Origin of the sequence: Methylobrevis pamukkalensis (assembly GCF_001720135.1) — a bacterium.
In the GTDB taxonomy this organism is placed as follows: domain Bacteria; phylum Pseudomonadota; class Alphaproteobacteria; order Rhizobiales; family Pleomorphomonadaceae; genus Methylobrevis; species Methylobrevis pamukkalensis.
Genome location: NZ_MCRJ01000049.1, coordinates 1 through 22,725 on the forward strand (window position 1 = coordinate 1; position 22,725 = coordinate 22,725).

The 22,725-nt window shown below is 68.5% G+C and carries 17 protein-coding genes and 4 pseudogenes; 6 read left to right on the forward strand and 15 right to left on the reverse strand.

All coding sequences use genetic code 11. The features are described 5' to 3' along the window. The 10 genes and pseudogenes from A6302_RS09780 to A6302_RS09825 form a co-directional block, all read right to left on the reverse strand. Positions 1-1,425, reverse strand: a pseudogene (locus A6302_RS09780) (dihydroxyacetone kinase subunit DhaK); the annotation flags it as partial. Positions 1,426-1,447: 22 nt separating this feature from the next. Then, positions 1,448-2,445, reverse strand: a pseudogene (locus tag A6302_RS09785) (ABC transporter ATP-binding protein). Continuing rightward, a pseudogene (locus A6302_RS09790) lies at positions 2,438-3,533 on the reverse strand (ABC transporter ATP-binding protein). Before A6302_RS09790 ends, A6302_RS09785 begins: the two co-directional pseudogenes overlap by 8 nt. Positions 3,534-3,537: 4 nt before the next feature. After that, entirely contained in the window at positions 3,538-3,726 is a 189-nt protein-coding gene (locus A6302_RS09795; protein ID WP_069306889.1) for a hypothetical protein, read from the reverse strand. Continuing rightward, a complete protein-coding gene (locus A6302_RS09800; RefSeq protein WP_069306890.1) occupies positions 3,723-4,664 on the reverse strand; it encodes a carbohydrate ABC transporter permease in 942 nt (313 codons plus the stop codon). Before A6302_RS09800 ends, A6302_RS09795 begins: the two co-directional genes overlap by 4 nt. Further along, the gene (locus A6302_RS09805) at positions 4,661-5,608 is read right to left on the reverse strand and encodes a carbohydrate ABC transporter permease (RefSeq protein ID WP_069306891.1); all 948 of its coding nucleotides are present in this window, start codon (positions 5,606-5,608) and stop codon (positions 4,661-4,663) included. The genes A6302_RS09800 and A6302_RS09805 overlap by 4 nt, the downstream gene beginning before the upstream one ends. Before the next feature lie 373 nt (positions 5,609-5,981). Continuing rightward, entirely contained in the window at positions 5,982-7,274 is a 1,293-nt protein-coding gene (locus tag A6302_RS09810; protein ID WP_425349149.1) for an ABC transporter substrate-binding protein, read from the reverse strand. A 281-nt stretch (positions 7,275-7,555) separates the two neighbouring features. Then, positions 7,556-8,731, reverse strand: a complete 1,176-nt coding sequence (locus A6302_RS09815; RefSeq protein ID WP_210183307.1) for a Gfo/Idh/MocA family protein — start codon at positions 8,729-8,731, stop codon at positions 7,556-7,558. A gap of 3 nt (positions 8,732-8,734) precedes the next feature. After that, positions 8,735-9,793, reverse strand: a complete 1,059-nt coding sequence (locus tag A6302_RS09820; protein ID WP_069306893.1) for a sugar phosphate isomerase/epimerase family protein — start codon at positions 9,791-9,793, stop codon at positions 8,735-8,737. A 62-nt stretch (positions 9,794-9,855) separates the two neighbouring features. Continuing rightward, positions 9,856-10,884 (reverse strand): LacI family DNA-binding transcriptional regulator, encoded by a 1,029-nt coding sequence (locus A6302_RS09825; protein ID WP_069306894.1) that lies wholly within the window; start codon positions 10,882-10,884, stop codon positions 9,856-9,858. Between the two features lie 385 nt (positions 10,885-11,269). On the opposite strand from A6302_RS09825, the pseudogene A6302_RS09830 reads away from it, so the two are divergent. After that, positions 11,270-12,249: pseudogene (locus A6302_RS09830) on the forward strand (DmpA family aminopeptidase). A 145-nt stretch (positions 12,250-12,394) separates the two neighbouring features. Here the strand turns inward: A6302_RS09830 and A6302_RS09835 are convergent. Further along, positions 12,395-13,141 carry a response regulator transcription factor gene (locus A6302_RS09835; protein ID WP_245294010.1) on the reverse strand — a complete coding sequence of 249 codons (747 nt, stop codon included), beginning with the start codon at positions 13,139-13,141 and terminating at the stop codon, positions 12,395-12,397. A 94-nt stretch (positions 13,142-13,235) separates the two neighbouring features. On the opposite strand from A6302_RS09835, the gene A6302_RS09840 reads away from it, so the two are divergent. The 3 genes from A6302_RS09840 to A6302_RS09845 all read left to right on the forward strand — a co-directional run bounded on the left by A6302_RS09840 (position 13,236) and on the right by A6302_RS09845 (position 18,652). Next, a complete protein-coding gene (locus tag A6302_RS09840) occupies positions 13,236-15,497 on the forward strand; it encodes a sensor histidine kinase (RefSeq protein WP_069306896.1) in 2,262 nt (753 codons plus the stop codon). A gap of 127 nt (positions 15,498-15,624) precedes the next feature. Then, the gene (locus tag A6302_RS21245; protein WP_083255658.1) at positions 15,625-16,479 is read left to right on the forward strand and encodes a calcium-binding protein; all 855 of its coding nucleotides are present in this window, start codon (positions 15,625-15,627) and stop codon (positions 16,477-16,479) included. Next, the gene (locus tag A6302_RS09845; protein WP_141703616.1) at positions 16,382-18,652 is read left to right on the forward strand and encodes a calcium-binding protein; all 2,271 of its coding nucleotides are present in this window, start codon (positions 16,382-16,384) and stop codon (positions 18,650-18,652) included. The genes A6302_RS21245 and A6302_RS09845 overlap by 98 nt, the downstream gene beginning before the upstream one ends. Before the next feature lie 123 nt (positions 18,653-18,775). Here the strand turns inward: A6302_RS09845 and A6302_RS09850 are convergent, their stop codons facing one another. Beyond that, positions 18,776-18,970, reverse strand: coding sequence for a DUF2735 domain-containing protein (locus A6302_RS09850; protein WP_069306897.1), 195 nt, complete (start codon positions 18,968-18,970; stop codon positions 18,776-18,778). 452 nt (positions 18,971-19,422) lie between these two features. Here A6302_RS09850 and A6302_RS09855 point away from each other — a divergent pair, with 452 nt between their 5' ends. Further along, entirely contained in the window at positions 19,423-20,463 is a 1,041-nt protein-coding gene (locus tag A6302_RS09855) for a glutamine synthetase beta-grasp domain-containing protein (protein ID WP_069306898.1), read from the forward strand. A gap of 119 nt (positions 20,464-20,582) precedes the next feature. Here the strand turns inward: A6302_RS09855 and A6302_RS09860 are convergent, their stop codons facing one another. Beyond that, positions 20,583-21,302, reverse strand: coding sequence for a helix-turn-helix transcriptional regulator (locus A6302_RS09860; RefSeq protein WP_069306899.1), 720 nt, complete (start codon positions 21,300-21,302; stop codon positions 20,583-20,585). Between the two features lie 200 nt (positions 21,303-21,502). On the opposite strand from A6302_RS09860, the gene A6302_RS09865 reads away from it, so the two are divergent. Then, complete coding sequence (locus A6302_RS09865; RefSeq protein ID WP_069306900.1) at positions 21,503-21,790, forward strand: DUF1127 domain-containing protein; 288 nt, start codon at positions 21,503-21,505, stop codon at positions 21,788-21,790. 13 nt (positions 21,791-21,803) lie between these two features. Here A6302_RS09865 and A6302_RS25280 read toward each other — a convergent pair whose 3' ends face one another. Together A6302_RS25280 and A6302_RS09870 are read right to left on the reverse strand one after the other, a co-directional pair. Then, entirely contained in the window at positions 21,804-21,998 is a 195-nt protein-coding gene (locus A6302_RS25280) for a PfkB family carbohydrate kinase (protein WP_342586250.1), read from the reverse strand. Further along, a complete protein-coding gene (locus A6302_RS09870) occupies positions 21,938-22,699 on the reverse strand; it encodes a PfkB family carbohydrate kinase (RefSeq protein WP_280939045.1) in 762 nt (253 codons plus the stop codon). The genes A6302_RS25280 and A6302_RS09870 overlap by 61 nt, the downstream gene beginning before the upstream one ends. Positions 22,700-22,725 lie beyond the last annotated feature (26 nt).

Consider the following 22,725-nt stretch of genomic DNA (forward strand, 5'->3'; position numbering starts at 1 on the left):
AGGAGGGCGTCGATCATCGTGCGGTCGCCGGGGCGGCGCCGCCGACCTGCTGGATGCGGTCGAGGCCCGCGTTCAGCGCGCCGACCGCGTCGGCGCCGCTGGCCGAGGCATCGCCGGCGGCGGCAAAGAAGATCGCCAGCAGCACGCCCGACGAGCCGCCCATGGTCTGGCTGAGCTCCAGCCCCACGGCGCGGTAGAGCTGGGTGAGGTCGGCGAGCGGCAGGCGGTCGAGGGCGTCGGTCAGGGCGCGCGCGGCGCTCGCCAGCGTCGAGCCGGTGTCGCCGTCGCCGGACTTCGCGTCGAGCGCGTTGAGGTCGGCCTCGGCGGCGATCAGGATCTCGCAGCAGCGGCGGATGAAGGCCGCCGTGCGCGGGTTCTGCGAGGGCATCGGCTGGATCGGCATCAGGCCGTCCGGCAGCGGCTGCACCGTGACCGGCGCGACGTCGCGGCAGCCCGGCCAGGCGATCGGCGCCACGTCGGCCTTCAGCGCCGCCTCGTCGGCCTCGGTGAGCGGCAGCAGCGACACGGAAAAGCCCTGCATGTCCAGCGAGGTCATCAGCGGCGCCGGGCCGATCAGGCAGCGGATGCGCGCGCCGAGCGGCGAGGACAGGAGTTCCTCCGCCAGCACCGCCATCTCCAGCGGCATCGCCCCGCCGAGATTGTTCAGCAGGGCCACCAGCGGCCCCTCCCCCGCATGGGGCCCGAGCCGCTCGGTCACCATCGCCATGGCGTCGCGCGCGCCGGAGAAGGCCACCTGCTCGACGCCCGATTCGCCGTGGATGCCGAGGCCGAGTTCGGCCATGCCCGGATCGATCCGCTGTTCCTTGGGCGAGCCCGGCACCGTGCAGGTGTCGAGCGACATGCCGATCGAGACCGCGCCGTCGATCACCCGCCGCGCCGCCGCCGTCACCGCGTCGAGGTCGGCGCCGTCTTCGGCGAGCGCGCCGGCGATCTTGTGGACGAACAGCGTGCCGGCGACGCCGCGCGCCTGCGGCAGCTCCGGCAGGGCGATGTCGTCGTCGACGATCACCATCGACACCTTGAGCCCGAAGGCGCGCGCCCGTTCGGCGGCGAGACCGAAGTTCAGCCGGTCGCCGGTGTAGTTCTTGACGATCAGCAGGCAGCCGGCCTTGCCGGTGACGGCGAGGATGCCGGCGAGCACGGCGTCGACCGAGGGCGAGGCGAAGACGTCGCCGCAGACGGCGGCCGTCAGCATGCCGCGGCCGACGAAGCCGGCGTGGGAGGCTCGTGACCGGAGCCGCCGCCCGACACCAGCGCCACCTTCGACCGGTCCCAGTCGGTGCGCACCACGACCTTGATGTGCGGGTAGCCGTCGAGCCGGGCGAGCAGGCCGCCGGCCGTGCGCAGCGTGCCGTCGATCGCCTCGGTGACCAGCGCCTCACGCGCGTTGATGAACTGCTTCATGGCTGGGTCTTCCTTGTTGCGGTCATCCCGCGATGCGGTATCCGTCGCCGTCGAACCACAGCGGCGCGCGCGGTTCAACCGCGACGGTGTCGCCCGGCTTCAATGTGGTGTGAACGTCCGTGAGCGTGACGAGGTCGTGGCCGTCGAGCCTCAGGTGCAGGCGCGACTGGTCGCCGAGATGTTCCACCCGCGCCACCGTGGTCGGCCGCCCGCTGCCCTGGACGATATGCTCGGGCCGCAGGCCGATGGTGCGGGCGCGGCCCGGGGCGCCGGGAAACAGGCTCGCCGGCAGGGTGTTGATCCGCGGCAGGCCGAGCCGGCCGGCAACATAGAGGCTGACCGGATTCTCGTAGATCTCGCGCGGGCTGCCGAACTGCACCAGCCGGCCGCTGTCGAGCACGCCGACATGGGTCGCCATGGTCATCGCCTCGATCTGGTCGTGGGTGACGTAGAGCAGCGTGGCGCCGAGCTTCGACTGGATCCGCTTCAGCTCCACCCGCAGGTCGGCGCGCAGCTTGGCGTCGAGCGAGGACAGCGGCTCGTCCATCAGGTAGATGCTCGGGTCGCGCACCAGCGCCCGGCCGATCGAGACGCGCTGCATCTCGCCGCCCGACAGCGCGGTCGCCCGGTTGTCGAGCTTGTGGGAGATGTGCAGCACCTCCGCCACCTCCGCCACCTTGCGGGCGATCTCCGCCTCCGGCGTGCGCAGGATCGGCGAGCGCAGCGGGAAGGCGAGATTGTCGCGCACGCTCAGGTGCGGATAGAGCGAATACTGCTGGAACACCATCGCCACGTTGCGCTGGGCCGGGGTGTCGGACACTACGGAGCGACCGTGGATGCGGATGTCGCCGCCGTCCGGCGCGTCGAGCCCGGCAATCAGCCGCAGCGTCGTCGTCTTGCCCGCCCCCGTCGGCCCGAGCAGCACGACGAAGGCGCCGTCGGGGATGTGCAGCGACACGGCGTCGAGCGCCTGGTGCGGCCGAAGGACTTGGAGACGTCGGTGAGCGAGACTTCAGCCATGACCGGCCACCTCCGCGTTGAGATCGGACCGCAGGGCCCGCCCGCCGGCGGCCTCGAACAGCGTGAGCGTGCTGGCGGTGAAGGCAAGGCCGACGCGCTCGCCGACCCGGACCGGCTGGTCGGAGGGGATGCGCGCCTTCACGTCGCCGTTGGGGGTCGCGAGCGTGACGATCTGGGTGGTACCGAGATATTCGGCGGCCAGCACCTCGCCTCGGAACTTGGCGCGGTCGTCGAACAGGATGTGCTCCGGTCGGACGCCGAGCACCAGCTCGCCGCCGGCGGTCTCGTGCTGGCGCGGCACGCGGATCGCCTCGCCCGACAGGGACACGGCCTCCGAGCCGGCCGCGAACTGGCCGGAGAAGCGCAGGAAGTTCATCGAGGGCGAGCCGATGAAATTGGCGACGAACATGGTCGCCGGCTTGTCGTAGATGTCGCGCGGCGTGCCGAACTGCTCGACGACGCCGTGGTTCATCACCACGATCTTGTCGCCCATCTGCATGGCTTCCAGCTGGTCGTGGGTGACGTAGACGGTGGTCGCGCCCATCCGGTCGTGCAGGGCGCGCAGTTCCTCGGCCATGTGCTCGCGGAACTCGGCATCGAGCGCGCCGAGCGGCTCGTCCATCATGAACGCCTTGGGGTTGCGCACGATCGCCCGGCCGAGCGCCACGCGCTGGCGGTCGCCGCCCGAAGCCCGCCGACCGGCCGGTCGAGGATGTCGGCGATGCCGAGGATGCGCGCGACCTCGGCCACCCGGCTGCGCACCTCGCTCTTCGCCATGCCCTGGCTGACCAGGGGATAGCTGATGTTGCCGCGCACGTTCATGTGCGGATAGAGCGCGAACATCTGGAAGACGAAGGCGATGTCGCGCTGCGAGGCCGGCTTCTGGCTCACCTCCTCGCCGTCGATCAGGATGTCGCCCGAGGTCGCAGCTCGAGGCCGGCGATCATCCGCAGCGTCGTCGTCTTGCCGCAGCCGGAGGGCCCGAGCAGCATGAAGAACTCGCCGTCGCGGATGGTGAAGGAGGAGCCCTTCACCGCGGTGAAGGCGCCGAATTCCTTGCGCAGATTGCGGATCACGATCTCGGCCATGGGCTCACTCCGGAAAATGGCTGACGACGATGAACATCACCGTGCCGGCGAGCGTCGTGAGGAAGGACCAGGTGAAGGCCCAGAGCGCGAAGGGCTGCATCAGCATCAGCACGCCGAGCCCGATCAGCAGGGAGGCGAGCATCTCCCACGGCCCGCGCCGCAGACGCAGGAAGTCTCTGACGAAGTCGCTCATTTGCGCACCGCTCCGAAGGTGATGCCGCGCAGGAGGTGCTTGCGCAGGAGAATGGTGAAGATCATCACCGGCAGCAGGAACAGCGAGGCGCCCGCCGCGACCGCCGGCCAGTCCTGGCCGCCGACGCCGATGATGGTGGGAATGAAGGGCGGCGCGGTCTGGGCCGTGCCGGAGGTGAGCAGCACCGCGAAGGCATATTCGTTCCACGCGAAGATCAGGCAGAAGATCGCGGTGGAGGCGATGCCCGTCGCCGCCTGCGGCAGCACCACCTTGCGGAAGGCCTGGAAGCGCGTGTAGCCGTCGATCAGCGCCGCTTCCTCGTATTCGCGCGGGATCTCGTCGATGAAGCCCTTCAGCAGCCAGACCGCGAGCGAGATGTTCACGGCGGTGTAGAGCAGGATCATGCCGAGATGCGTGTCCGACAGCCCGAGGCTGCGGTACATCAGGAAGATCGGGATCGCGACGGCGATCGGCGGCATCATCCGCGTGGAGAGGATGAAGAACAGGAGGTCGTCCTTCAGCGGCACCTTGAAGCGCGAGAAGGCATAGGCCGCCAGCGTGCCGAGGAAGATCGACAGGAAGGTCGAGCCGAAGCCGATGATCACCGAATTGAGGAACCGCTCGCCGTAGCGCGAGGGACCGGCGATCACCATGTCCTTGCTGCGCACCAGTTCGTCATACCAGGTCTCGGCCGGCGGCAGGCTGGCGAGATACTCCGGCGTCTGCCGGGTGCGGGTGGTGAAGAGGTTGACGTAGCCCTCCAGCGAGGGCTCGAACAGCACCTTCGGCGGGTAGGAGATCGAGTCCGCCGAGGACTTGAACCCGGTCATCAGGATCCACGCCAGGGGCAGAAGGGTGATGACCGCGTAGAGGATGACGAGGGTTCCCGCGATCCACTTCTGCCGGGCCGAGGGCTCGGTGATCGAATAGCCGCTCATCTTTCCTTCACCTTGTTCAGCGCCTTCACGTAGATCGAGGCGAGACCGAAGACCGTGACGAAGAGGATGATCGCGTAGGCCGAGGCATAGCCCGTGCGCCACTTCTCGAAGGCCTCGCGCTTGAGGTTGATCGACGTCACCTCGGTGACCGACCCGGGTCCGCCGCCGGTGAGTTCCACCACGAGGTCGAACATCTTGAAGTTCTCGATGCCGCGGAACAGCACAGCGAGCATCAGGAACGGCAGCACCATCGGCACCGTGATCGTCCAGAACTGCCGCCACTTGGACGCCCGGTCGATCTCGGCCGCCTCGTAGATGTAGTCGGGGATCGAGCGCAGGCCGGCCAGACAGATCAGCATCACGAAGGGCGACCACATCCACGTGTCGACGATCACGATCGACCACGGCGCCAGGCGGACGTCGCCGATCATCTGGAAGGACGAGGCGGGAATCCCGCTGAAGAACTCGACGACGTAGTTGAACAGGCCGATCTGCGGCTGGTACAGGAACGTCCAGAAATTGCCCACCACCGCCGGCGACAGCATCATCGGCAGCACGATCAGCGTGGTCCACAGATCGTTGCCGCGGAACTTGCGGTTGATCAGCCAGGCGAGCGTGAAGCCGATCAGCACCTGCAGCGCGATCGTCCAGAACAGGAAGTGCGCCGTCGCCTGCATCGTCAGCCAGATGTCGCCGTCGGTCAGGATGCGCCGGTAGTTCTCGAGGCCGATGTATTCGACCTCCCGGTTCGGCCGGTTGGCGCGGAAATCGGTGAAGCTGAGATTGATCGTCCAGATCAGCGGGAAGATGTTGATCGCCAGCAGCAGGAAGATCGTCGGCGCGACGAAGATCCAGGCAATCGTGCGATCGGAGAATCCGCGGATGCGACGGGCAACGGGGATCGGGGTCGCTCGCGCGACGCGGTCGATCGGCGTGTCGGACATGGGGTGGCGTTCCTTGGGGTCTTTCGGGCGGTGACTGGCGCCGGATCGGTCCGGCCCCCTCATCGGCGCTCCGCATCATCGGCGGTCCGCATCATCGGCGGTCCGCATCATCGGCGGTCCGCATCATCGGCGGTCGTGAGACCGAGGGAGACGAGGCCTCCCTCCTCCGGCCCGTCGGGCCACCTTCTCCCCCGGAACGAAGCCGGAGGGGGAGAAGGAATTCGCTGTCCGCGCCAGGGACGCCGCCCTGGCGAGGAAGATGAGGACGCTCAATCGGGCGAAGGAGACCCTCGCTCCGTTCCCTCCCCCCGTCGGGGGAGAGGGTGTCCATGAGACCGGGCGAAGGCGGTCACCCGCCCCCCGAACCGGCGGATCAGATCTTGCCTTCGTCCTCGAAGGTCTCGGTCCAGTCCTTCATCAGAAGGTCGAGCGCCTCCTGGGCGGTGCCGACGTCGGCGACCACGTAGTCATGAAGGCGCTTCTGCATGGCGAGCAGCAGTTCGGCATAGGCCGGCTCCTGCCAGAAGTCCTGCACGCTGCCCATGGCTTCGAGGAAGTCGGGGGCGAAGGGCTGGCTGTCCTTGAAGCCCGGATCGTTCAGCACGGCCACATGGCAGGAGTAGCCGCCGAGCGACCACCACTTCGCCTGCACGTCCGGCTGGGCGAACCACTTGATGTATTCGAGCGCCGCGTCCTTCTTTTCCGAATAGGAGACGACCGAGATGCCCTGACCGCCGAGGGTGGACGCCGCGACCTTTTCCGCCGGATTGACGAAGAAGCCGATCTTGTCGCCGCCGATGTTCGGATCCTTGTGGAGGCCGGGGAAGAAGGCGAACCAGTTCATCGCCATGGCGACCTGGCCCGACTTGAAGGCGTCGAGGCTCTGTTCCATGTAGCTGTCGGTGTAGCCGGGCGGCGTCGCGGTCTTGTAGAGTTCCTTGTAGAACTCGAGGCCGGCGACCGCGTCGGGCGAGTTGACCGCGCCCTCCATGTCGTATTTGCCGGGCGTGTTGGTATACTTGAAGCCGAAGGTGTAGAGCGCGCCGGTGGCGCCCATGGTGATGCCCTCGGAGCCGCGCTCGGTGAAGATCGCCGCGCCGTAGCGGTTCTTGCCGTCGATCTCGCGATTCTGGAAGAACTGGGCGATCTGGAGAAGCTCCTTCTGGCTCTGCGGCTCGCGCAGGTCCTGCCCGGTCTTTTCCTTGTAGGCGGCCTTGATGTCGTCGCGCTCGAACCAGTCCTTGCGGTAGAACCAGCCGTTGGCGTCGCCCATCGCCGGCAGGGCGTAGTAGTTCGGCTCGCCCTTCGGCCAGGTGGAATAGGCATAGACGGTCGCCGGGGCGAAATCGTCCATGCTGATGCCTTCCTTGTCGAAGAAGTCGTTCAGCTTGACGTAGTGGCCGTTCTCGGCGCCGCCGCCGATCCACTGGCTGTCGCCGATCAGCAGATCGCACAGCTTGCCGCCGGAGTTGAGCTCGTTGAGCATCCGGTCGGCGAAATTCGGCCACGGCACGAATTCGAACTTCATCGTGTGGCCGGACTTGGCCTCGAAATCCTTGCTGAGTTCGACGAGGGCGTTGGCCGGGTCCCAGGCCGCCCAGCAGAGCGTCAGGTCCTCGGCGCGCGCGCCGCTGGTCATTGCGGCGGAGGCGACGACGGACGTCATCGCGAAGCCAGCCGCCAGCCATCTGGTGGATGTCATGAGTTCCCCTCCCTTGAGTGCCCTGACGGCCGCCTGATCTTCGCGGTCTCTTTCAGGGTTGCAGTGACCTTAGTTGAGTTACGCACCTCAAGGCAAGCGGTTTTTGAGGTACGATCATCATTTTGAAGCATGAACCGCCAAGGCGTCATCATCGTCGCATTAATCGAACGATATCAGAGATTTGCGAGAATCGCCGTCGCGCCGCCACTGTCCTCCGGCCGCGGCCGGAGGACAGGTGGCTCCGCTCAAAGCGCGAGTTCCACCCACGCGCCGTTCCGCTTCGACGAGCGGACGCAGGCATCGACGAAGGCGACCCCGAGCAATCCGTCGCGCACGTCCGGGAACGTCACCTCGGGCGCGGGCGCCTCGCCGGCCTGCCGGGCGCGGATCGCGCGCGCGGCCTCGGCGTAGATGTTGGCAAAGCCCTCCAGATAGCCCTCGGGATGGCCGGCGGGGATGCGGCTCATCCGCCCTGCCTCCGGCCCGGCGCCGTTGCCGGCCCGGGTCAGCCGCCGGCGCGGCTCGCCGAAGGGCGCGTGCCAGAGGTAGTTCGGGTCCTCCTGGCTCCACTCCAGCCCGCCCTCGCTGCCGTAGACGCGCAGGCGCAGGCCGTTCTCGTGGCCGGGCGCCACCTGGCTGCACCAGAGCATGCCCTTGGCGCCGCCGGCAAAGCGGAGCATCACATGGGCGTTGTCGTCGACCCGGCGCCCGTCGACGAAGGTGGAGAGATCTGCGCTAAGGCTCTCCAGCGTCAGGCCGCTGACGAAGCTGGCCAGGTTGAAGGCGTGGGTGCCGATGTCCCCGGTCGCCCCGCCCGCGCCCGAGCGGGCCGGATCGGTGCGCCACTCAGCCTGCTTGTGGCCGGTCGCTTCCGTCGCAACCGTCAGCCAGTCCTGCGGATACTCGACCTGCACCACCCGCACCGTGCCGATCGCCCCGGCGGCGACCATCGCCCGGGCCTGCCGCACCATCGGGTAGCCGGTGTAGTTGTGGGTCAGCACGAACAGCGCCTTCGACCGTTCCGCGACGTTGACGAGCCGGCGCGCGTCGGTGAGCGTCGAGGTCAGCGGCTTGTCGCAGATCACGTGGATGCCGCGGCGCAGGAAGGCTTTCGCCACCGGCGCATGCATGTGGTTGGGCGTGACGATCGCCACCGCCTCGATGCCCTCCTTGCGCCGGCCCTCGCGCCTGGCCATCTCGTCATAGTCGCCGTAGATCCGCTCGTCCGGGAGCCCGAGATCGCGGCCGGACGCCAGCGACTTCTCGGCCGTGGAGCTGAAGCAGCCGGCGACCAGCTCGTAGAGCCCGTCGATCCGGCTGGCCATGCGGTGGACGCCGCCGATGAAGGCATCGCGTCCGCCGCCGACCATGCCGAGGCGGATCGGGCGGCCGGCCGCCCCGGTCTTTCCTTCGATGGTCATGGGTCAGCCTCCGATGCCGAGCATGCGGGCGTTGGCCGCGTGGTCCGTGCCGCTGCCGGCAAAGTCGTCGAAGGCCTTCTCGGTGACGCGGATGATGTGCGCGCGCACGAACTCCGCGCCCTCGCGGGCGCCGTCCTCGGGGTGTTTCAGCGCGCATTCCCACTCGACCACGGCCCAGCCGTCGAATCCGTACTGGGTGAGCTTGGAGAAGATCGCGCCGAAATCCACCTGCCCGTCGCCAGGCGAGCGGAAGCGGCCGGCACGGTTCGCCCACGACTGGTAGCCGCCGTAGACCCCCTGCCGCCCGGTCGGGTTCAGCTCCGCGTCCTTGACGTGGAACATGCGGATGCGGTCGCGGTAGATGTCGATGTTGTCGAGATAGTCGAGCGCCTGCAGCACATAGTGCGAGGGGTCGTAGAGCATGTTGGCGCGGGCGTGGTTGCCGACCCGATCGAGGAACATCTCGAAGGTGACGCCGTCGTGGAGATCCTCGCCGGGGTGGATCTCGTAGCAGACGTCGATGCCCTGATCCTCCGCATGGTCGAGGATCGGCCGCCAGCGCTTGGCGAGTTCGTCGAAGGCGGCCTCGACCAGACCGGCCGGCCGCTGCGGCCAGGGATAGAGATAGGGCCAGGCGAGCGCGCCGGAGAAGGTCGCATGCGCGGAAAGGCCGAGGTTGCGGCTGGCGGTGAGCGCCATCTTCACCTGCTCCACCGCCCAGGCCTGCCGCGCCTGCGGATTGCCGCGCACGGCGGAAGCCGCAAAGCCGTCGAAGGCGGTGTCATACGCCGGATGCACGGCGACGAGCTGGCCCTGCAGGTGGGTGGACAGTTCGGTGATGGCAAGCCCCGCCTCGGCGGCAACGCCGGCGAACTCGTCGCAATAGTCCTTCGAGCTGGCCGCCTTTTCGAGGTCGAACAGCCGGGCGTCCCAGCTTGGCACCTGGACACCGACATAGCCGCAGTCGGCGGCCCAGCGGGTGATCGCGCCCCAGGAATTGAACGGCGGCGCATCGCCCGCGAATTGCGCCAGAAACAGCGCAGGCCCCTTGATCGTCTTCATGTCTTCCCTCCCTTGGCCGGTCCGGACTTGTGGTCGCCGGATCCGGCATGCCGATCAGCCTCTCATGGCAGGTTCTCCCTGAGGAGGACCTCGATGCGGATACGCTCCTGCGACTGGATGATGCTGAGCCCGTCGCACTTGGCCCGCAGCAGCCGCACGGCGCTGCGCACCAGATGCCCCACGTCCTGGGTGATCACCGCCGCGATCTCGCCGGTCTCCAGCGCCGCGCGGGTGTGCGGCGTGAGTTCGTGGGCGATCACCACCAGACCGGCCGGGCGGCCGATGCGCCGCAGCGCTTCCAGCAGCGCCTTGTTGCCGGAGCCGACCGAATAGATGCCGACGATGTCCGGATGGGCGACGAGGGCGGCCGAGACGATCGCCGCCATCCGCCCCGGCTCGTCGCGCGCCTCGAGCGTCGGCAGCACGTCCACCTCCGGAAACTCGTAGGCCATCACCGCGTCGAAGCCGAAGCGGCGCTCCAGGCTGTCGCGGGCCAGCAGCGAACTCGTCACCACCAGCACCTTGCCGGTCGCAGGCGCGAGGAAGCGGCCCATCAGCAGCGCGGCAGTGCGGCCGGCGGCGATGTTGTTGATGCCGACGAAATGGTCGCGGTCGGAGTCCGGCAGGTCGGAGACCAGCGTGACGACGGCCAGCCCCGCCGCCGCCAGCCGGTCGATCGCGTCGCGGACCTGCGGCGTCTCCTGCGCCATGATGGCGATGCCGTCGACCTCGCCCGGATCGATGGTGCCGAGCGCCCGCACCACCTGATGCGGATCATGGGGCGGCACCGCGAGGATGCGCACGTCGATGCGGTCGGCGCGCTGCACCTCCATCGCCTCGCGCAGCGCCGAATGCAGCGAGGCGACGAACTGGCCCGGCCCTTCGGGCAGCACGAAGACGAAGCGGTACTGCCGCTGGCGGGCGAGATTGGCGGCGGACAGGTCGCGCACGTAGCCAAGGCTCAGGATCGCCGACTGGACGCGATCCTGGGTCTTCTGGCGCACGCCCGGCCGGCCGTTGAGCACGCGATCCACGGTCGCAAGGCTCACGCCGGCTTCGAGGGCGATGTCGTGGACGGTGGGCTTTCCCATGAGGTCTCCCGGACTGCCGGCAGACTAGGCAAGGCTTTGAGGTACGTCAATCAGATCGTGGGATTTCGCTGTTTGGGGAGGGTGCAGGAGGACGGCCGCCGCAGCCACCCTGTGGCGGGGAAAATGGCCGGCCGACATCCCCGGCAAAAGGCGATTGAAATTGCCGCCGATTCCGGAATGCTTTGCAGAGCATGTGGCCGCCGGCCGCGCAAGACGGGATTGTCTGATGACCTCAACGCCGACCGACACGCCCCAGCCGACGCCGATCGATCCGCGGACCCATGGCCCGTCCGGCCGCCCCCGGGCACGCGGGCTCCGCCTGCCGGTGCCGGGCACGCCGGGCCCGTGGAACGCGATCACCGACGTTCCCGGCGTCACGGTCGGAATGACGACCCTGATCGAGGGCGAGGCGGTGCGCACCGGCGTCACCGCGATCCTGCCGCGCGCGCCGTCCGACATGCTCCACCCGGTCTGGGCGGGCACCTTCTCGATGAACGGCAACGGCGAGATGACCGGCGTCCACTGGATTCGGGAAGTCGGATGGTTCACCGGGCCGATCACCATCACCAACACGCTGTCGATCGGCCTTGCCCACCACGCCACCGCACGCTGGATGGCGGACCGCTTCCCCGCGGCGGTCGGCGAGGACGCCTGGGTGCTGCCGGTGGCTGCCGAGACCTATGACGGCCACCTCAACGACATCGCCGGCTTCCATGTCACCGAGGACCACGTGCGCGCCGCGATCGACGGGGCCGCCACGGGGCCGTTCGCCGAGGGCGCGGTCGGCGGCGGCACCGGCATGATCGCCTATGAATTCAAGGCCGGCACCGGCACCGCCTCGCGGCGGGTCGAGATCGCGGGCACGACGTTTACCGTCGGCGTCCTCGTCCAGGCCAACCACGGGCTGCGCCCCTGGCTCACGGTCTGCGGCGTGCCGGTCGGCGACGATCTGCCCGGCGCGCGGCTGTGGAGCGTCGAGCGCGGCTCGATCATCGTGATCGTCGCGACCGACGCCCCGCTGCTGCCGACCCAGCTCGACCGGCTTGCCCGCCGCGCCTCGATCGGCATCGGCCGGGGCGGCACGCGTCCGGCAACAGCTCCGGCGACATCTTCCTCGCCTTCTCCACCGCCAACGACCCGGGCGCCCTGCCCGAGCCGCCGAAGCTGCGGCTCGAGGCGCTGTCCAACGACCTGCTCGATCCGGTGTTCATGGCCGTCGTCGAGGGCGTCGACGAGGCCGTGCTCAACGCGATGCTGGCCGCCGAGACGATGATCGGGCGCAACGGCCGGCGCGTCGAGGCGATCGACCACGCCCGCCTCCTCGATCTGGTTGCGGCCAGCCGGAGACTCACGCCCCTGAGTTGATCTTCGTCCAGAGCCGGGTGCGCGGCTTCAGCCCCCTGCCCTCCACCGAGCGGTCGGCGAGGAGCTCGCGAACCGGTCTCGCTGGCGATGCGCCATCTCGCCAAGCCGGCGGGCTGACGGCGTCCCGGCGGCCGTTCAGGTCACGTCAGATCAGGCCGCGCCGCGCCGCTTCCAGCGCGGCCTCGGCGCGGGAGGAGATCCGCAGCTTCCGGTAGATGGTCTTCACGTAGGTCGCGACGGTCTGCTCCGACAGGCCGAGGCGATAGGCGACCTCGGGCACCCGCGCGCCCTTGCCGATCTGGCTCAGCACCTCCGCCTCCCGCGGCGTCAGGGCGGCGGCATCGGCCAGCTCCGGCCCCGCGGTCTCGGGAACCGCGACGCCGACCTCTTCCTGCCCGGCTGGGGAAGCCGCGGGCCGGCTGCGGAAATGGGTCATGATCCGCCGCGCGACCGCCGGCGACAGGGGAGGATCGCCGGCATCGATCCGGCGGAGATATCCGACCAGGTGCTCGGCATCCCGGTCCTTCAGCAGATATCCCTGCGCGCCGGCGCCGATCGCGTCGAAGATATGGGTGTCGTCGTCGAAGATCGTCGTCACCACCGGCAGCACGCCCGGCCGGTTTCTGGCAAGCTCGGCGATGAGATCGAGCCCGGAGCCATCGGGCAGGCCGATATCGACCAGTGCGAGATCGAACGGCAGGGCGCCGTGCGCGTCCGGACCGCCGAGCACCGCGCGGGCGGTCGCAAGGTCGCCGGCCTCGCTGACCGCGATGCCCGGAAAGGCGAGTTGCAGCGCACGCCGCAGCAGGACCCGGGTCTCCGGCATGTCCTCCACGACGAGCGCGCGCCTTGGTGCGACAGTGGAGGGGACATCCGAAATCGAAGAGGGCACGGCGACATTCCTGCTCGGGACCGGCGACCGTTGCGGTCCGCTCGTGTAAGCATAGCATTTCTTCTCGGACCGACGTCGGGCAGGAGTGTCCGGAATGCTGCCGCTTCGCTTTTCTCCGGCCGCCGTGCTGATGGCGGTCGCGCTGCTTGCCGCCGTCTCGCTGTCGGCGGCCCTGCATCTGGCCACCGTGACCCCGCGTCTCGGCCTCGTGCTGGCGCCCTCGCCCGAGACGGGAGTGCCGACGATCGTGGCGGTCGATCCGGACGGACCGGCCGCAGCGCTCGCGGCACCGGAGAGACCCCTGCAAGTCGCCGCCATCGGCGGCGTCGCCCTTGCCGCGGGCGACCTTGTGGAGGATCCCGACCAGTTCGAGACCTATGCCGCGATCGACGGTTTTCTCGCCCGGCAGTCCGACCTCGCGGCCGCCCTTCACCAGGAGACGATCGCCCTCGACCTGCGTCGCGATGGCGCGCCGCTGCGGATCGAGGTCCGCCCGGTGCGCGCCCGCCTCGCCGATCTTCCCGGCCGGTTCTGGATGCAGGTCTTCGCCGCCGTCGGCAGCCTCGCTGTCGGCGGCTGGGTACTGGCCCTGCGCCGCTCGGACCGCGCTGCCCGAATCTTCGCCCTCTCCAGCTTCGGCCTCTTCACCGCGATCATGGCAGCGGCGGTCTACAGCAGCCGGGAGATCGCTCTCGACGGCAGCGTGTTCCGGATCCTCTCGGCGCTCAACCACCTCGGCGCGATCTGTTCCAACGCCGCGCTGGTGGCCCTCTTCCTCAGCTATCCGCGCCGCATCGTCGGCCTGCGCACCCTGGGGGCCGGCGCCTTCGTGGCCCTGTGCTGGCTCGCGATCGACGTTGCACACGCCATGCCGAGCCCGGTCTTCGGCATGCACGTCTTCCTGATGGCGATGCTGGTGCTGATGATCGTCTCGCTCGCCGTGCAATGGCGCGCCACGCGCCGCGATCCGGCGGAACGTGCGGCCGCGCGCTGGATCGGCACCTGCGTCCTGTTCGGCGCCGGCGCCTATTCGGCCCTGATCTCGGTGCCCCTGCTCCATGGCGCCGAGCCCTTCATGAGCCAGGCCCACACCTTCCTGTTCCTGATGATGATCTATGCCGGCATCGCCGTCGGCATCGGCCGCTACCGCCTGTTCGAACTGGGCGAATGGTGCTTTCGCATCGGCTTCTATTCCGGTGCCGTTGCCCTGCTGGTCGCCCTCGACGCCATCCTCGTCTTCGCGCTGCAGTTCGATCCGGCGCCCTCGCTCGGCATCGCCCTGCTCGCGGTCGGCTTCGCCTATCTGCCGGCGCGCGACCTGCTCTGGCGCCGGCTGATCGTGCGGCGGACGCTGGCCGACGACGAACTGTTCCGCCGCATCGTCGAGGCCGCGCTGGCACCGAGCCCGAGCGACCGCTCGGCACGCTGGCGCGATCTGCTGCGCGCCCTGTTCGATCCGCTGCACATGGAGGACGTTGCGGGCGGCAGTCGCGACCCCGAGATCCGGGCCGACGGCCTCGAACTGCTTGTGCCCGGCACGACCCATGCCCCGAGCCTGCTGCTGAAATTTCCCTGGGGCGGGCGCGGCCTGTTCGGCCCGAGCCACATCCGTCTCGTGCGCCAGGTGACGACGCTTGCCCAGACGGTGGAGGACGGACGCGCGGCCTACGAACGCGGCGTGGAGGAGGAGCGTCGCCGCATCGCCCAGGATCTTCACGACGATGTCGGCGCACGGCTCCTGTCCGGCCTCAACAAGCCCGACCTCGACCAGACCCGCCAGACGCTGCGCGCCGCCCTCGCCGACCTCAAGACCGCGATTCGCGGCCTTGCCGGCGAGGAGCGCCCGCTCGGCGATGTCCTTGCCGACCTGCGTCACGAAACGGCCGAACGGCTGGCCGGCGCCGGCGTCGATCTCGACTGGCCGCCCTTCGAGGACGAGCGCGCCGAAGCCGCGATGCTGCCCTACCGCCTCTACGGCAACCTGATCTCGGCCGTGCGCGAGGCGATCTCCAACACCCTGCGTCATGCCGCAGCCAGCCGCGTCACGGTCGATGTCCGCCGCAGCGGTGCCGATCTGGTCGTCACCATCGCCGACGACGGCGTCGGCCTTCGCGCAAGCGCCCGAGGCACGTCCACCGGCCTCGGTCTCGGCACGCTTACCCGGCGCCTCGCCGCCGCCGGCGGGCGGTTTTCCATGCCTGAAACCGAACGCGGCACCCTGCTCCGGTTCGACCTGCCCCTGCCCGGCCCCCTGCCCGGAAACGCCGACAGCGACCCGGCGCCCCGGATTGAACATTCGCTTCGTTCGCTTTTTCCGAATGCAGCTTTCGAAAGAAACTCCCCCGAACCTCCCTGAACAGGGAGGTGCCGCCATCCCGACGATCGACTAGCTAGAGGCCGCCTCCGGGCGGACCGGTCTGCGGATGAAGTCCGGCAGGCGGCAGTCATTGCGAACGACGGCGATACTTCAGGGAATTCTTGAGATGGCAACGAAATACGGAACGGGCGGCACCGACACGATCTTCGGTACCGACGACATCGATTACCTCTACGGATTCGGCGGCAAGGACCGGATCGAAGGCGGCTTTTCCGGCGACACGATCGACGGCGGCGCCGACGGCGACACGCTGCGCGGCGACTTCCAGAACGACACGCTCTACGGCGGCGAGGGCAGCGACTCGCTCCACGGCGGATCGGGCGACGACTACCTGCTGGGCGGGGCCGGCGTCGATGTGATCGACGGCGGCCTCGGCGAGGACGCCGTGCTTCTCACCGCGATTGCGGAGGCAAACGGCGACCAGGTCGACGGCGGCGTCGGCATCGACGCACTCAGCGTCGACTTCAGCGCCCGCAGCAGCGGTCTGACCTTCGTGGCCGTCGATCCGGCCGCCCAGTCGACGATGTTCGGCATGGAGGTCACCGGCATCGAGCGCTTCTCGATCAACGGCACGGCCCAGGCGGACCGCATGACCGGCGGCCGCTGGAACGACTGGTTCGACGGCGGCGGCGGCGACGACATCCTTCGCGGCGGCGACGGCCGCGACGGGCTCGTTGGCGAAGGCGGCAACGACACGCTTCATGGCGAGAACGGCGACGACTCGATCAGCGGCGGCGACGGCAAGGACACGATCACCGGCGGCAACGGCCGCGACTACATCGCCGGCGAAGCCGGCGACGACGCCATCGACGGTGGCAACGACGCCGACTCGATCGACGGCGGCGACGGCAACGACTCGATCCTTGGCGGCGCCGGCGACGACACCGCCTCGGCGGACAGGGCAACGACACGCTTGCCGGCGGCGACGGCGACGACCGCCTCGACGGCGACGCGGCGATGACAGCATTGCCGGTGGCGAGGGCAACGACATCGTCACCCGCTGGCTCGGCGACGGCAAGGACACGATCGACGGCGGCGCCGGCGTCGACAGGCTCGTGCTCAACTGGGCGCCGGCCAATTTCACGGCGAAGGCGGCCACCGCCGTCACGACGCTTTCCGACGGCACGACCGTGACCGGTGTCGAGGCGTGGACGCTCGCGGGTGGTGACGAGCGCAATGTCTGGACCGGCCACAACGGCGACGACGTGATGTCCGCCTACGGCGGCAACGACGTCCTGAAGGGCGCAAGCGGCAACGACCAGCTCGATGGCGGCGAAGGCAATGACCTGCTCGACGGCGGCAACGGCGACGACGTCCTGATCAGCGGTCGGGGCGTCGACACGCTGAGCGGCGGCACGGGCTTCGACCAGGCCGTGGTCGACCGTGGGTTCAGCTTCGACACCGACTTCCGGATGACGGTCTCGGGGACGACGATCACGCTGACCGACGGCACGAAGATCTCGGATGTCGAGTTCCTCGACCTCACCACCAGCCATGGCGACGACATCCTGGCGGCCGCCGCCGGCCAGCAGGTCAGCTTCAAGGCGGGACATGGCAACGACAGCCTGACAGGCGGCGGCGCGGACGATGTGCTCGACGCCGGCTATGGCGACGACATCGTCACGGGCGGGGCCGGCAACGACCGCATCCTCGACGCGGCCGGCAACAACGTGATCAACGCGGGCGACGGCCATGACACCGTCCAGGTGGAGGTCGACTTCTTCCACGAGACCGGCGATGTGAACAAGATCTCGCTCGGCTCCGGCGATGACGCCGCCTATCTCAACACCGCCGGCGGCAGCATCCACGGCAGCTACACCGTCGACGGTGGCAGCGGCACCGATCTCGTCTGGATCAACCGGTCCGGCGCCAGCGCGAACCTTACCTTCGTGCTCTCGGCCAATGCGGTGCTGGTCAACGGCGATGCGACGCTGAAGAACTTCGAGCGCGTCAACATCCGCTCCGGCTCCGGCAACGACCGGCTGACCGCGGGTGCGCTCGACGATGATCTCAACGGCGGCAGCGGCGACGACGTCCTGAACGGACTTGGCGGCCATGACGAGCTGATCGGCTGGTACGGCAAGGACACGCTGTCGGGCGGCGAGGGCAACGACATCCTCTGGGCCACCGGCGGGATTTCCGACAGCGACCGCGATGTGCTCGACGGCGGCGAGGGCAACGACGAACTTCACATCAACCGCGGCGACAGCGCCACCGGCGGCGCGGGCAGCGACAAGCTGTTCCTCGATCTTTCCGACGTCACGACCGACATCGCCTTTGTCGTCTCGACCGGAACGACCACCGTCGACACGGCCGGCACCAGCTTCTCCGGCATGGAAATGCTCGACTACCGGGGCGGCTGGGGCCGTGACACGGTCAAGGGCGGGACGGGCGCGGACGCGCTGGACGGACGGGCAGGCAACGACGTGCTCGACGGCGGCAAGGGCAACGACACGCTCTCCGACGGCAGCGGCGACGACCGGCTCTCCGGCGGCGACGGCAACGACAGCTTCGTGCGGACCGACGGCACGGGAACGGACGTCTTCGGCGGCGGCAACGGCGTCGACACGCTGGGCTTCAACTTCGTGTCGAACATGTCGGTCAAGATCGACCTCGCCGATGGCCGGCTGAACGGCGGCATGGCGAAGGGCCTGACGCTGTCCTCGATCGAGCAGATCATCGGCAGCGACCGGGACGACGACATCCGCGGCAGCGCCGCCAACGAAGGCTTCTTCGGCGGTGCGGGCGGCGATCTTCTGGACGGGCGCGGCGGCAACGACGTGCTGCGCGGCGGGGCCGGCGCCGATCTCCTGACCGGTGGCGACGGAGAGGATGCCTTCGTGTTCGGCTGGGACAGCGTGAACAGCGCCGACGTGATCACCGACTTCACGCGCGGCGAGGATCTGCTGCAGATCGAACGCGAAGGTTTCGGTCTGGCCGACGACTATGTCCTGAAACTTGCCCTCGTCACCAATCCGACCGCAACGGCAACCGGTCCGCAGTTCCTGTTCGAGACCGACACCGGCCGGCTGTGGTTCGACGCCGACGGCAAGGGGAGCGGCTTCTCGGCGGAACTGGTGGCGACACTGGACGGGCTTTCGAGCCTTGGCGCCAACGACTTCCTGCTTGTCTGAGAGGCCAAGCAGCTTCGTTCAGGCGCGGCACGGGGCACGGACGGTCACCCCGAAACACAACAGGCCGGCGCATCGCGCCGGCCTGTCAGTTGCCGTATCCGGTGAAAAGGCGGTCTCGCGACCTCAATGCTCGCGGGCCTTTTCCTCGGCCATCGCCGCATCGTGATACCAGGCGCCGCCGAAGGCCGCGTCACAGGTCACCGGCATGTCGGCCTGGGCGGCCGGCTTGTCCTGAAGGTTGCGGGCCGCGAAGGCGGCGCGGCCGCCAGCGGGAAATTCGTAGATCTTGGCAGATCCTCTGTAGACACTCGTAGCCATCTTTTCTCAGTCCTGTTTTCGATCGCCGCCTCGGAGGGAGTGCGGCCTATCGTTGACTCAACTTTGCACGATCTTTGCGCAGATTGCCTAGTAAAATATCACTCATGCTCACAATATCCGCATGGGCGACGCTGCCCAATTGTCATGCGCAACATGATTGACGATTAAATAGCAACATGCCATTTTTTTGATCTTCACTTTGTAAACGTGCGAGTGCACAGCCCGGTTCCGGCATTTTTCGTCAAAATGGCGGATTTTCGCGGCCGCGCGCCCATTCCATCGCCGCCCCCGCGCGCCGCGCGTGCTCGTCGGGAAGGACCCAGGCGCGGCGACATGTCTTCTGGCATGCAACGTGCTTGCAATTTGCTCGGCCGCTGGCGATCGCCTGACCGGGCAGCGTCGCCGCGTTAGGCTCTGTGCAACTCGCGCCATCAGTTCATGTGAGGTTCGCAATGACGAAATACAAGCTCGAGTATATATGGCTCGACGGGTACAAGCCCGTTCCCAATCTTCGCGGCAAGACGCAGATCAAGGAATTCGAGGCCTTCCCGACGCTCGAGCAACTGCCCCTCTGGGGCTTCGACGGCAGCTCCACGATGCAGGCCGAAGGCCGCAGCTCCGATTGCGTGCTGAAGCCGGTTGCCCTCTACCCGGATCCGGCGCGCACCAACGGCGTGCTCGTCATGTGCGAAGTCATGATGCCCGATGGCGTCACGCCGCACCCGACGAATGCCCGCGCCACGATCCTCGACGATGAGGGCACCTGGTTCGGCTTCGAGCAGGAATACTTCTTCTACAAGGACGGCCGTCCGCTCGGCTTCCCGGAGCACGGTTACCCGGCGCCGCAGGGCCCCTACTACACCGGCGTCGGCTATTCGAACGTCGGCGACATCGCCCGCGAGATCGTCGAGGAGCACCTCGACCTCTGCCTCGAGGCCGGCATCAACCATGAAGGCATCAACGCCGAAGTGGCGAAGGGTCAGTGGGAATTCCAGATCTTCGGCAAGGGCTCCAAGAAGGCCGCCGACGAGATCTGGATGGCCCGCTACCTGCTGCAGCGCCTGACCGAGAAATACGGCATCGACATCGAGTATCATTGCAAGCCGCTCGGCGACACCGACTGGAACGGTTCGGGCATGCACTGCAACTTCTCGACCAAGTACATGCGCGAAGTCGGCGGCAAGGAGTATTTCGAGGCGCTCATGGCCGCCTTCGAGAAGAACCTCAACGAGCACATCGCCGTCTATGGCCCGGACAACCACATGCGCCTGACCGGCAAGCATGAAACGGCGCCGTGGAACAAGTTCAGCTACGGCGTGGCCGACCGCGGCGCGTCGATCCGCGTGCCCCATTCGTTCATCAAGAACGACTACAAGGGCTACCTCGAGGATCGCCGCCCGAATTCCCAGGGCGACCCCTACCAGATCGCTTCGCAGGTGCTGAAGACCGTCTCGGAAGTCCCGACCGGTGCCGAGGCTTCGGCCGCGGCCTGATCGGACGGCGGGCCGTTCTCCGGCCTCAGCGACATTGGAAAGGGCGCCTCCGGGCGCCCTTTCTCGTTTCAGGGACGCCTGATCCGCACCGGTCCCTGACGCCGGATCACCGGCGGCCATCACCGGCGAACCGCGCCGGTCTCGTTCTGCGCGCTGCGCGTCCAGGTGTTGGTGCGCTTGAGAAAGTCGTGAAGCGTCTTGCCGCGCTCGGGCCGGAACCGCTCCTCGGTGACCGAGAAATCCCGCATCCGGTCGAGCCGGAAGGTGCGGAAATCCTCGCGCAGCTCGCACCAGGCCGCCAGAACCCACACCGGGCCGAAATAGGCGAGCGACAGCGGACGCACCGCGCGCATCGTCGGCTGGCCCTGCACGTCGGTGTAGGAAAAGCGGATCCGCAGCAGGTTGCGCAGCGCGCGCCGCAGGTCGCCGACGTCGAAGGACAGCGGCTCCATGTGATGGGTGGCGGGCGCGAGCAGTGCCGTCTCGGCCATGAAGCCGCGCAGCCGCTCCGGCACCACCGCCTCGATCTTGGCCAACGCATCGGAGGCGGCGGCGGCAAGTTCGCTGTCGGCCCAGGATTCGACGATCCGCGCCCCGAGCACCAGCGCCTCGATCTCCGATTCCTTGAACATCAGCGGCGGCAGGTCGAACCCCGCCTTCATCACGTAGCCGACGCCGGCCTCGCCCTCGATCGGCACGCCGCTGGCGGCGAGATCCTGGATGTCGCGATAGATCGTCCGCTCCGACACCTCGAGGATCTCCGCCAGATCGCGCGCGCGCACGGTGCCCTTGCGCCGCATCAGCTGGATGATCTCGAACAGGCGGTCGGCACGGCGCACGGTGAACTCCCATCGGCATCGGACATCGCATGTCCGAGGAGGCCGCAACCTAGATCACCGCTCCTGACAGCACGGTGTCAGGAGCCTCCGACCCTCCTGACGCAAGGCTGTCAGCAGCCCCGCGCGATGATGTCTCCAGCCGCCGGTGACGGCAAGTCGAACCCACCCGGCCACCAGCGAAGACACGACAGGAGACCCACATGACCCGCGCTTCCCTCACCGCCCGCAGCACCGCGCCCTGCCCGCTCGTTTCGCGCGCCGACGCTCGTCGGCCCGCCCGCAGCCCGCTGCGTGCCGTTCCCGCCCGTCTCCACGCCGCATGGCAGGTGTGGTGCCGCTATCGCAGCATGCGGCGCACCGCCGTGGCGCTGGAAGGGCTCAGCGACGAGTCGCTGAAGGACATCGGCCTGTCGCGCAGCCAGATCGAGTTTGCCGCCCGGACACACGACATCGGGTCCTTCGACGACCACACCCGGCGTCCGTACTGAAAGCCCGATCGCCTCAGGCGCCGGCCATGAGGCCGGCGATCTCCTCGGCCGACGGACAGGACGCCAGCGTGCCGGGGCGCGTGACCGCCAGCGAGGCGGCGGCAACGGCCAGTTCCAGCGCGGCGCGCGGTGGATGTCCCCGGTCGATCAGCCCGGCGAGCACTCCGCAGAGAACGTCCCCGGCACCACTGGTGTCGGCCACCACCACCGGCGGGGCCGGAACACGGGCAATCCCGAGGCGTCGGCGAAGATCGCCCCTTCGGCGCCCTCCGTGACGATGACGCCGCGTGCGCCCGCGTCGCGCAGCGCCCGCACCGCCATGGCCGCATTCGGAATGCCCGCCAGCGTCGCTGCCTCCGGCGTGTTGACGACGAGCAGGTCCACCAGCGTCAGCGGCACCCGGATCGCCTCCGTCATCGGGCTTGGATTGAACACGGTGAGTGCGCCGGCCGCCCGGCCTTGCGCGAGACAGGCGATGGTGGCTTCGGCCGTGAGGTTGCCCTGGAGCACCAGCAGGTCGCCGCTCGCGAGGCTTGCGGCAAACGCCGCTGTCGCGGCCGGCAAGAAGATCCGGGCGCAATTGGTGATGCTGACGATGCGATTCTCGCCGTCCCGGTCGACCATCACCACCGATCGATCGGTCGGCTGGTCGACCTCGACCAGGTCCCCGTCATCCATCGTTTCGGCGCGCAGTCCCTCGCGGATCCGCATCGCGGCCGCGTCACGGCCGACGGCGGCGTGGAAGCGGACGTGGGCGCCGGTGCGCCGGGCCGCGACGGCCTGGTTGAGCCCCTTGCCGCCCAGCCCCTCGTCCGAGGAGAGCGCGTCCAGCGTCTCGCCGGGCGCCGGAAAATGCGCCACGCGAAACGTGGTGTCGATGCAGGCATTGCCGACGACATGAACGGTCATCGTGCGCGGTCTCCGGCGGCGGGCGC

Coding starts and splice junctions, on each gene's coding strand:
- A6302_RS09795 (WP_069306889.1), bottom strand. CDS start 3,726: ATGAGCGACTTCGTCAGAGACTTCCTGCGTCTGCGGCGCGGGCCGTGG.
- A6302_RS09800 (WP_069306890.1), bottom strand. CDS start 4,664: ATGAGCGGCTATTCGATCACCGAGCCCTCGGCCCGGCAGAAGTGGATC.
- A6302_RS09805 (WP_069306891.1), bottom strand. CDS start 5,608: ATGTCCGACACGCCGATCGACCGCGTCGCGCGAGCGACCCCGATCCCC.
- A6302_RS09810 (WP_425349149.1), bottom strand. CDS start 7,274: ATGACGTCCGTCGTCGCCTCCGCCGCAATGACCAGCGGCGCGCGCGCC.
- A6302_RS09815 (WP_210183307.1), bottom strand. CDS start 8,731: ATGACCATCGAAGGAAAGACCGGGGCGGCCGGCCGCCCGATCCGCCTC.
- A6302_RS09820 (WP_069306893.1), bottom strand. CDS start 9,793: ATGAAGACGATCAAGGGGCCTGCGCTGTTTCTGGCGCAATTCGCGGGC.
- A6302_RS09825 (WP_069306894.1), bottom strand. CDS start 10,884: ATGGGAAAGCCCACCGTCCACGACATCGCCCTCGAAGCCGGCGTGAGC.
- A6302_RS09840 (WP_069306896.1), top strand. CDS start 13,236: ATGCTGCCGCTTCGCTTTTCTCCGGCCGCCGTGCTGATGGCGGTCGCG.
- A6302_RS21245 (WP_083255658.1), top strand. CDS start 15,625: ATGGCAACGAAATACGGAACGGGCGGCACCGACACGATCTTCGGTACC.
- A6302_RS09850 (WP_069306897.1), bottom strand. CDS start 18,970: ATGGCTACGAGTGTCTACAGAGGATCTGCCAAGATCTACGAATTTCCC.
- A6302_RS09855 (WP_069306898.1), top strand. CDS start 19,423: ATGACGAAATACAAGCTCGAGTATATATGGCTCGACGGGTACAAGCCC.
- A6302_RS09865 (WP_069306900.1), top strand. CDS start 21,503: ATGACCCGCGCTTCCCTCACCGCCCGCAGCACCGCGCCCTGCCCGCTC.
- A6302_RS09870 (WP_280939045.1), bottom strand. CDS start 22,699: ATGACCGTTCATGTCGTCGGCAATGCCTGCATCGACACCACGTTTCGC.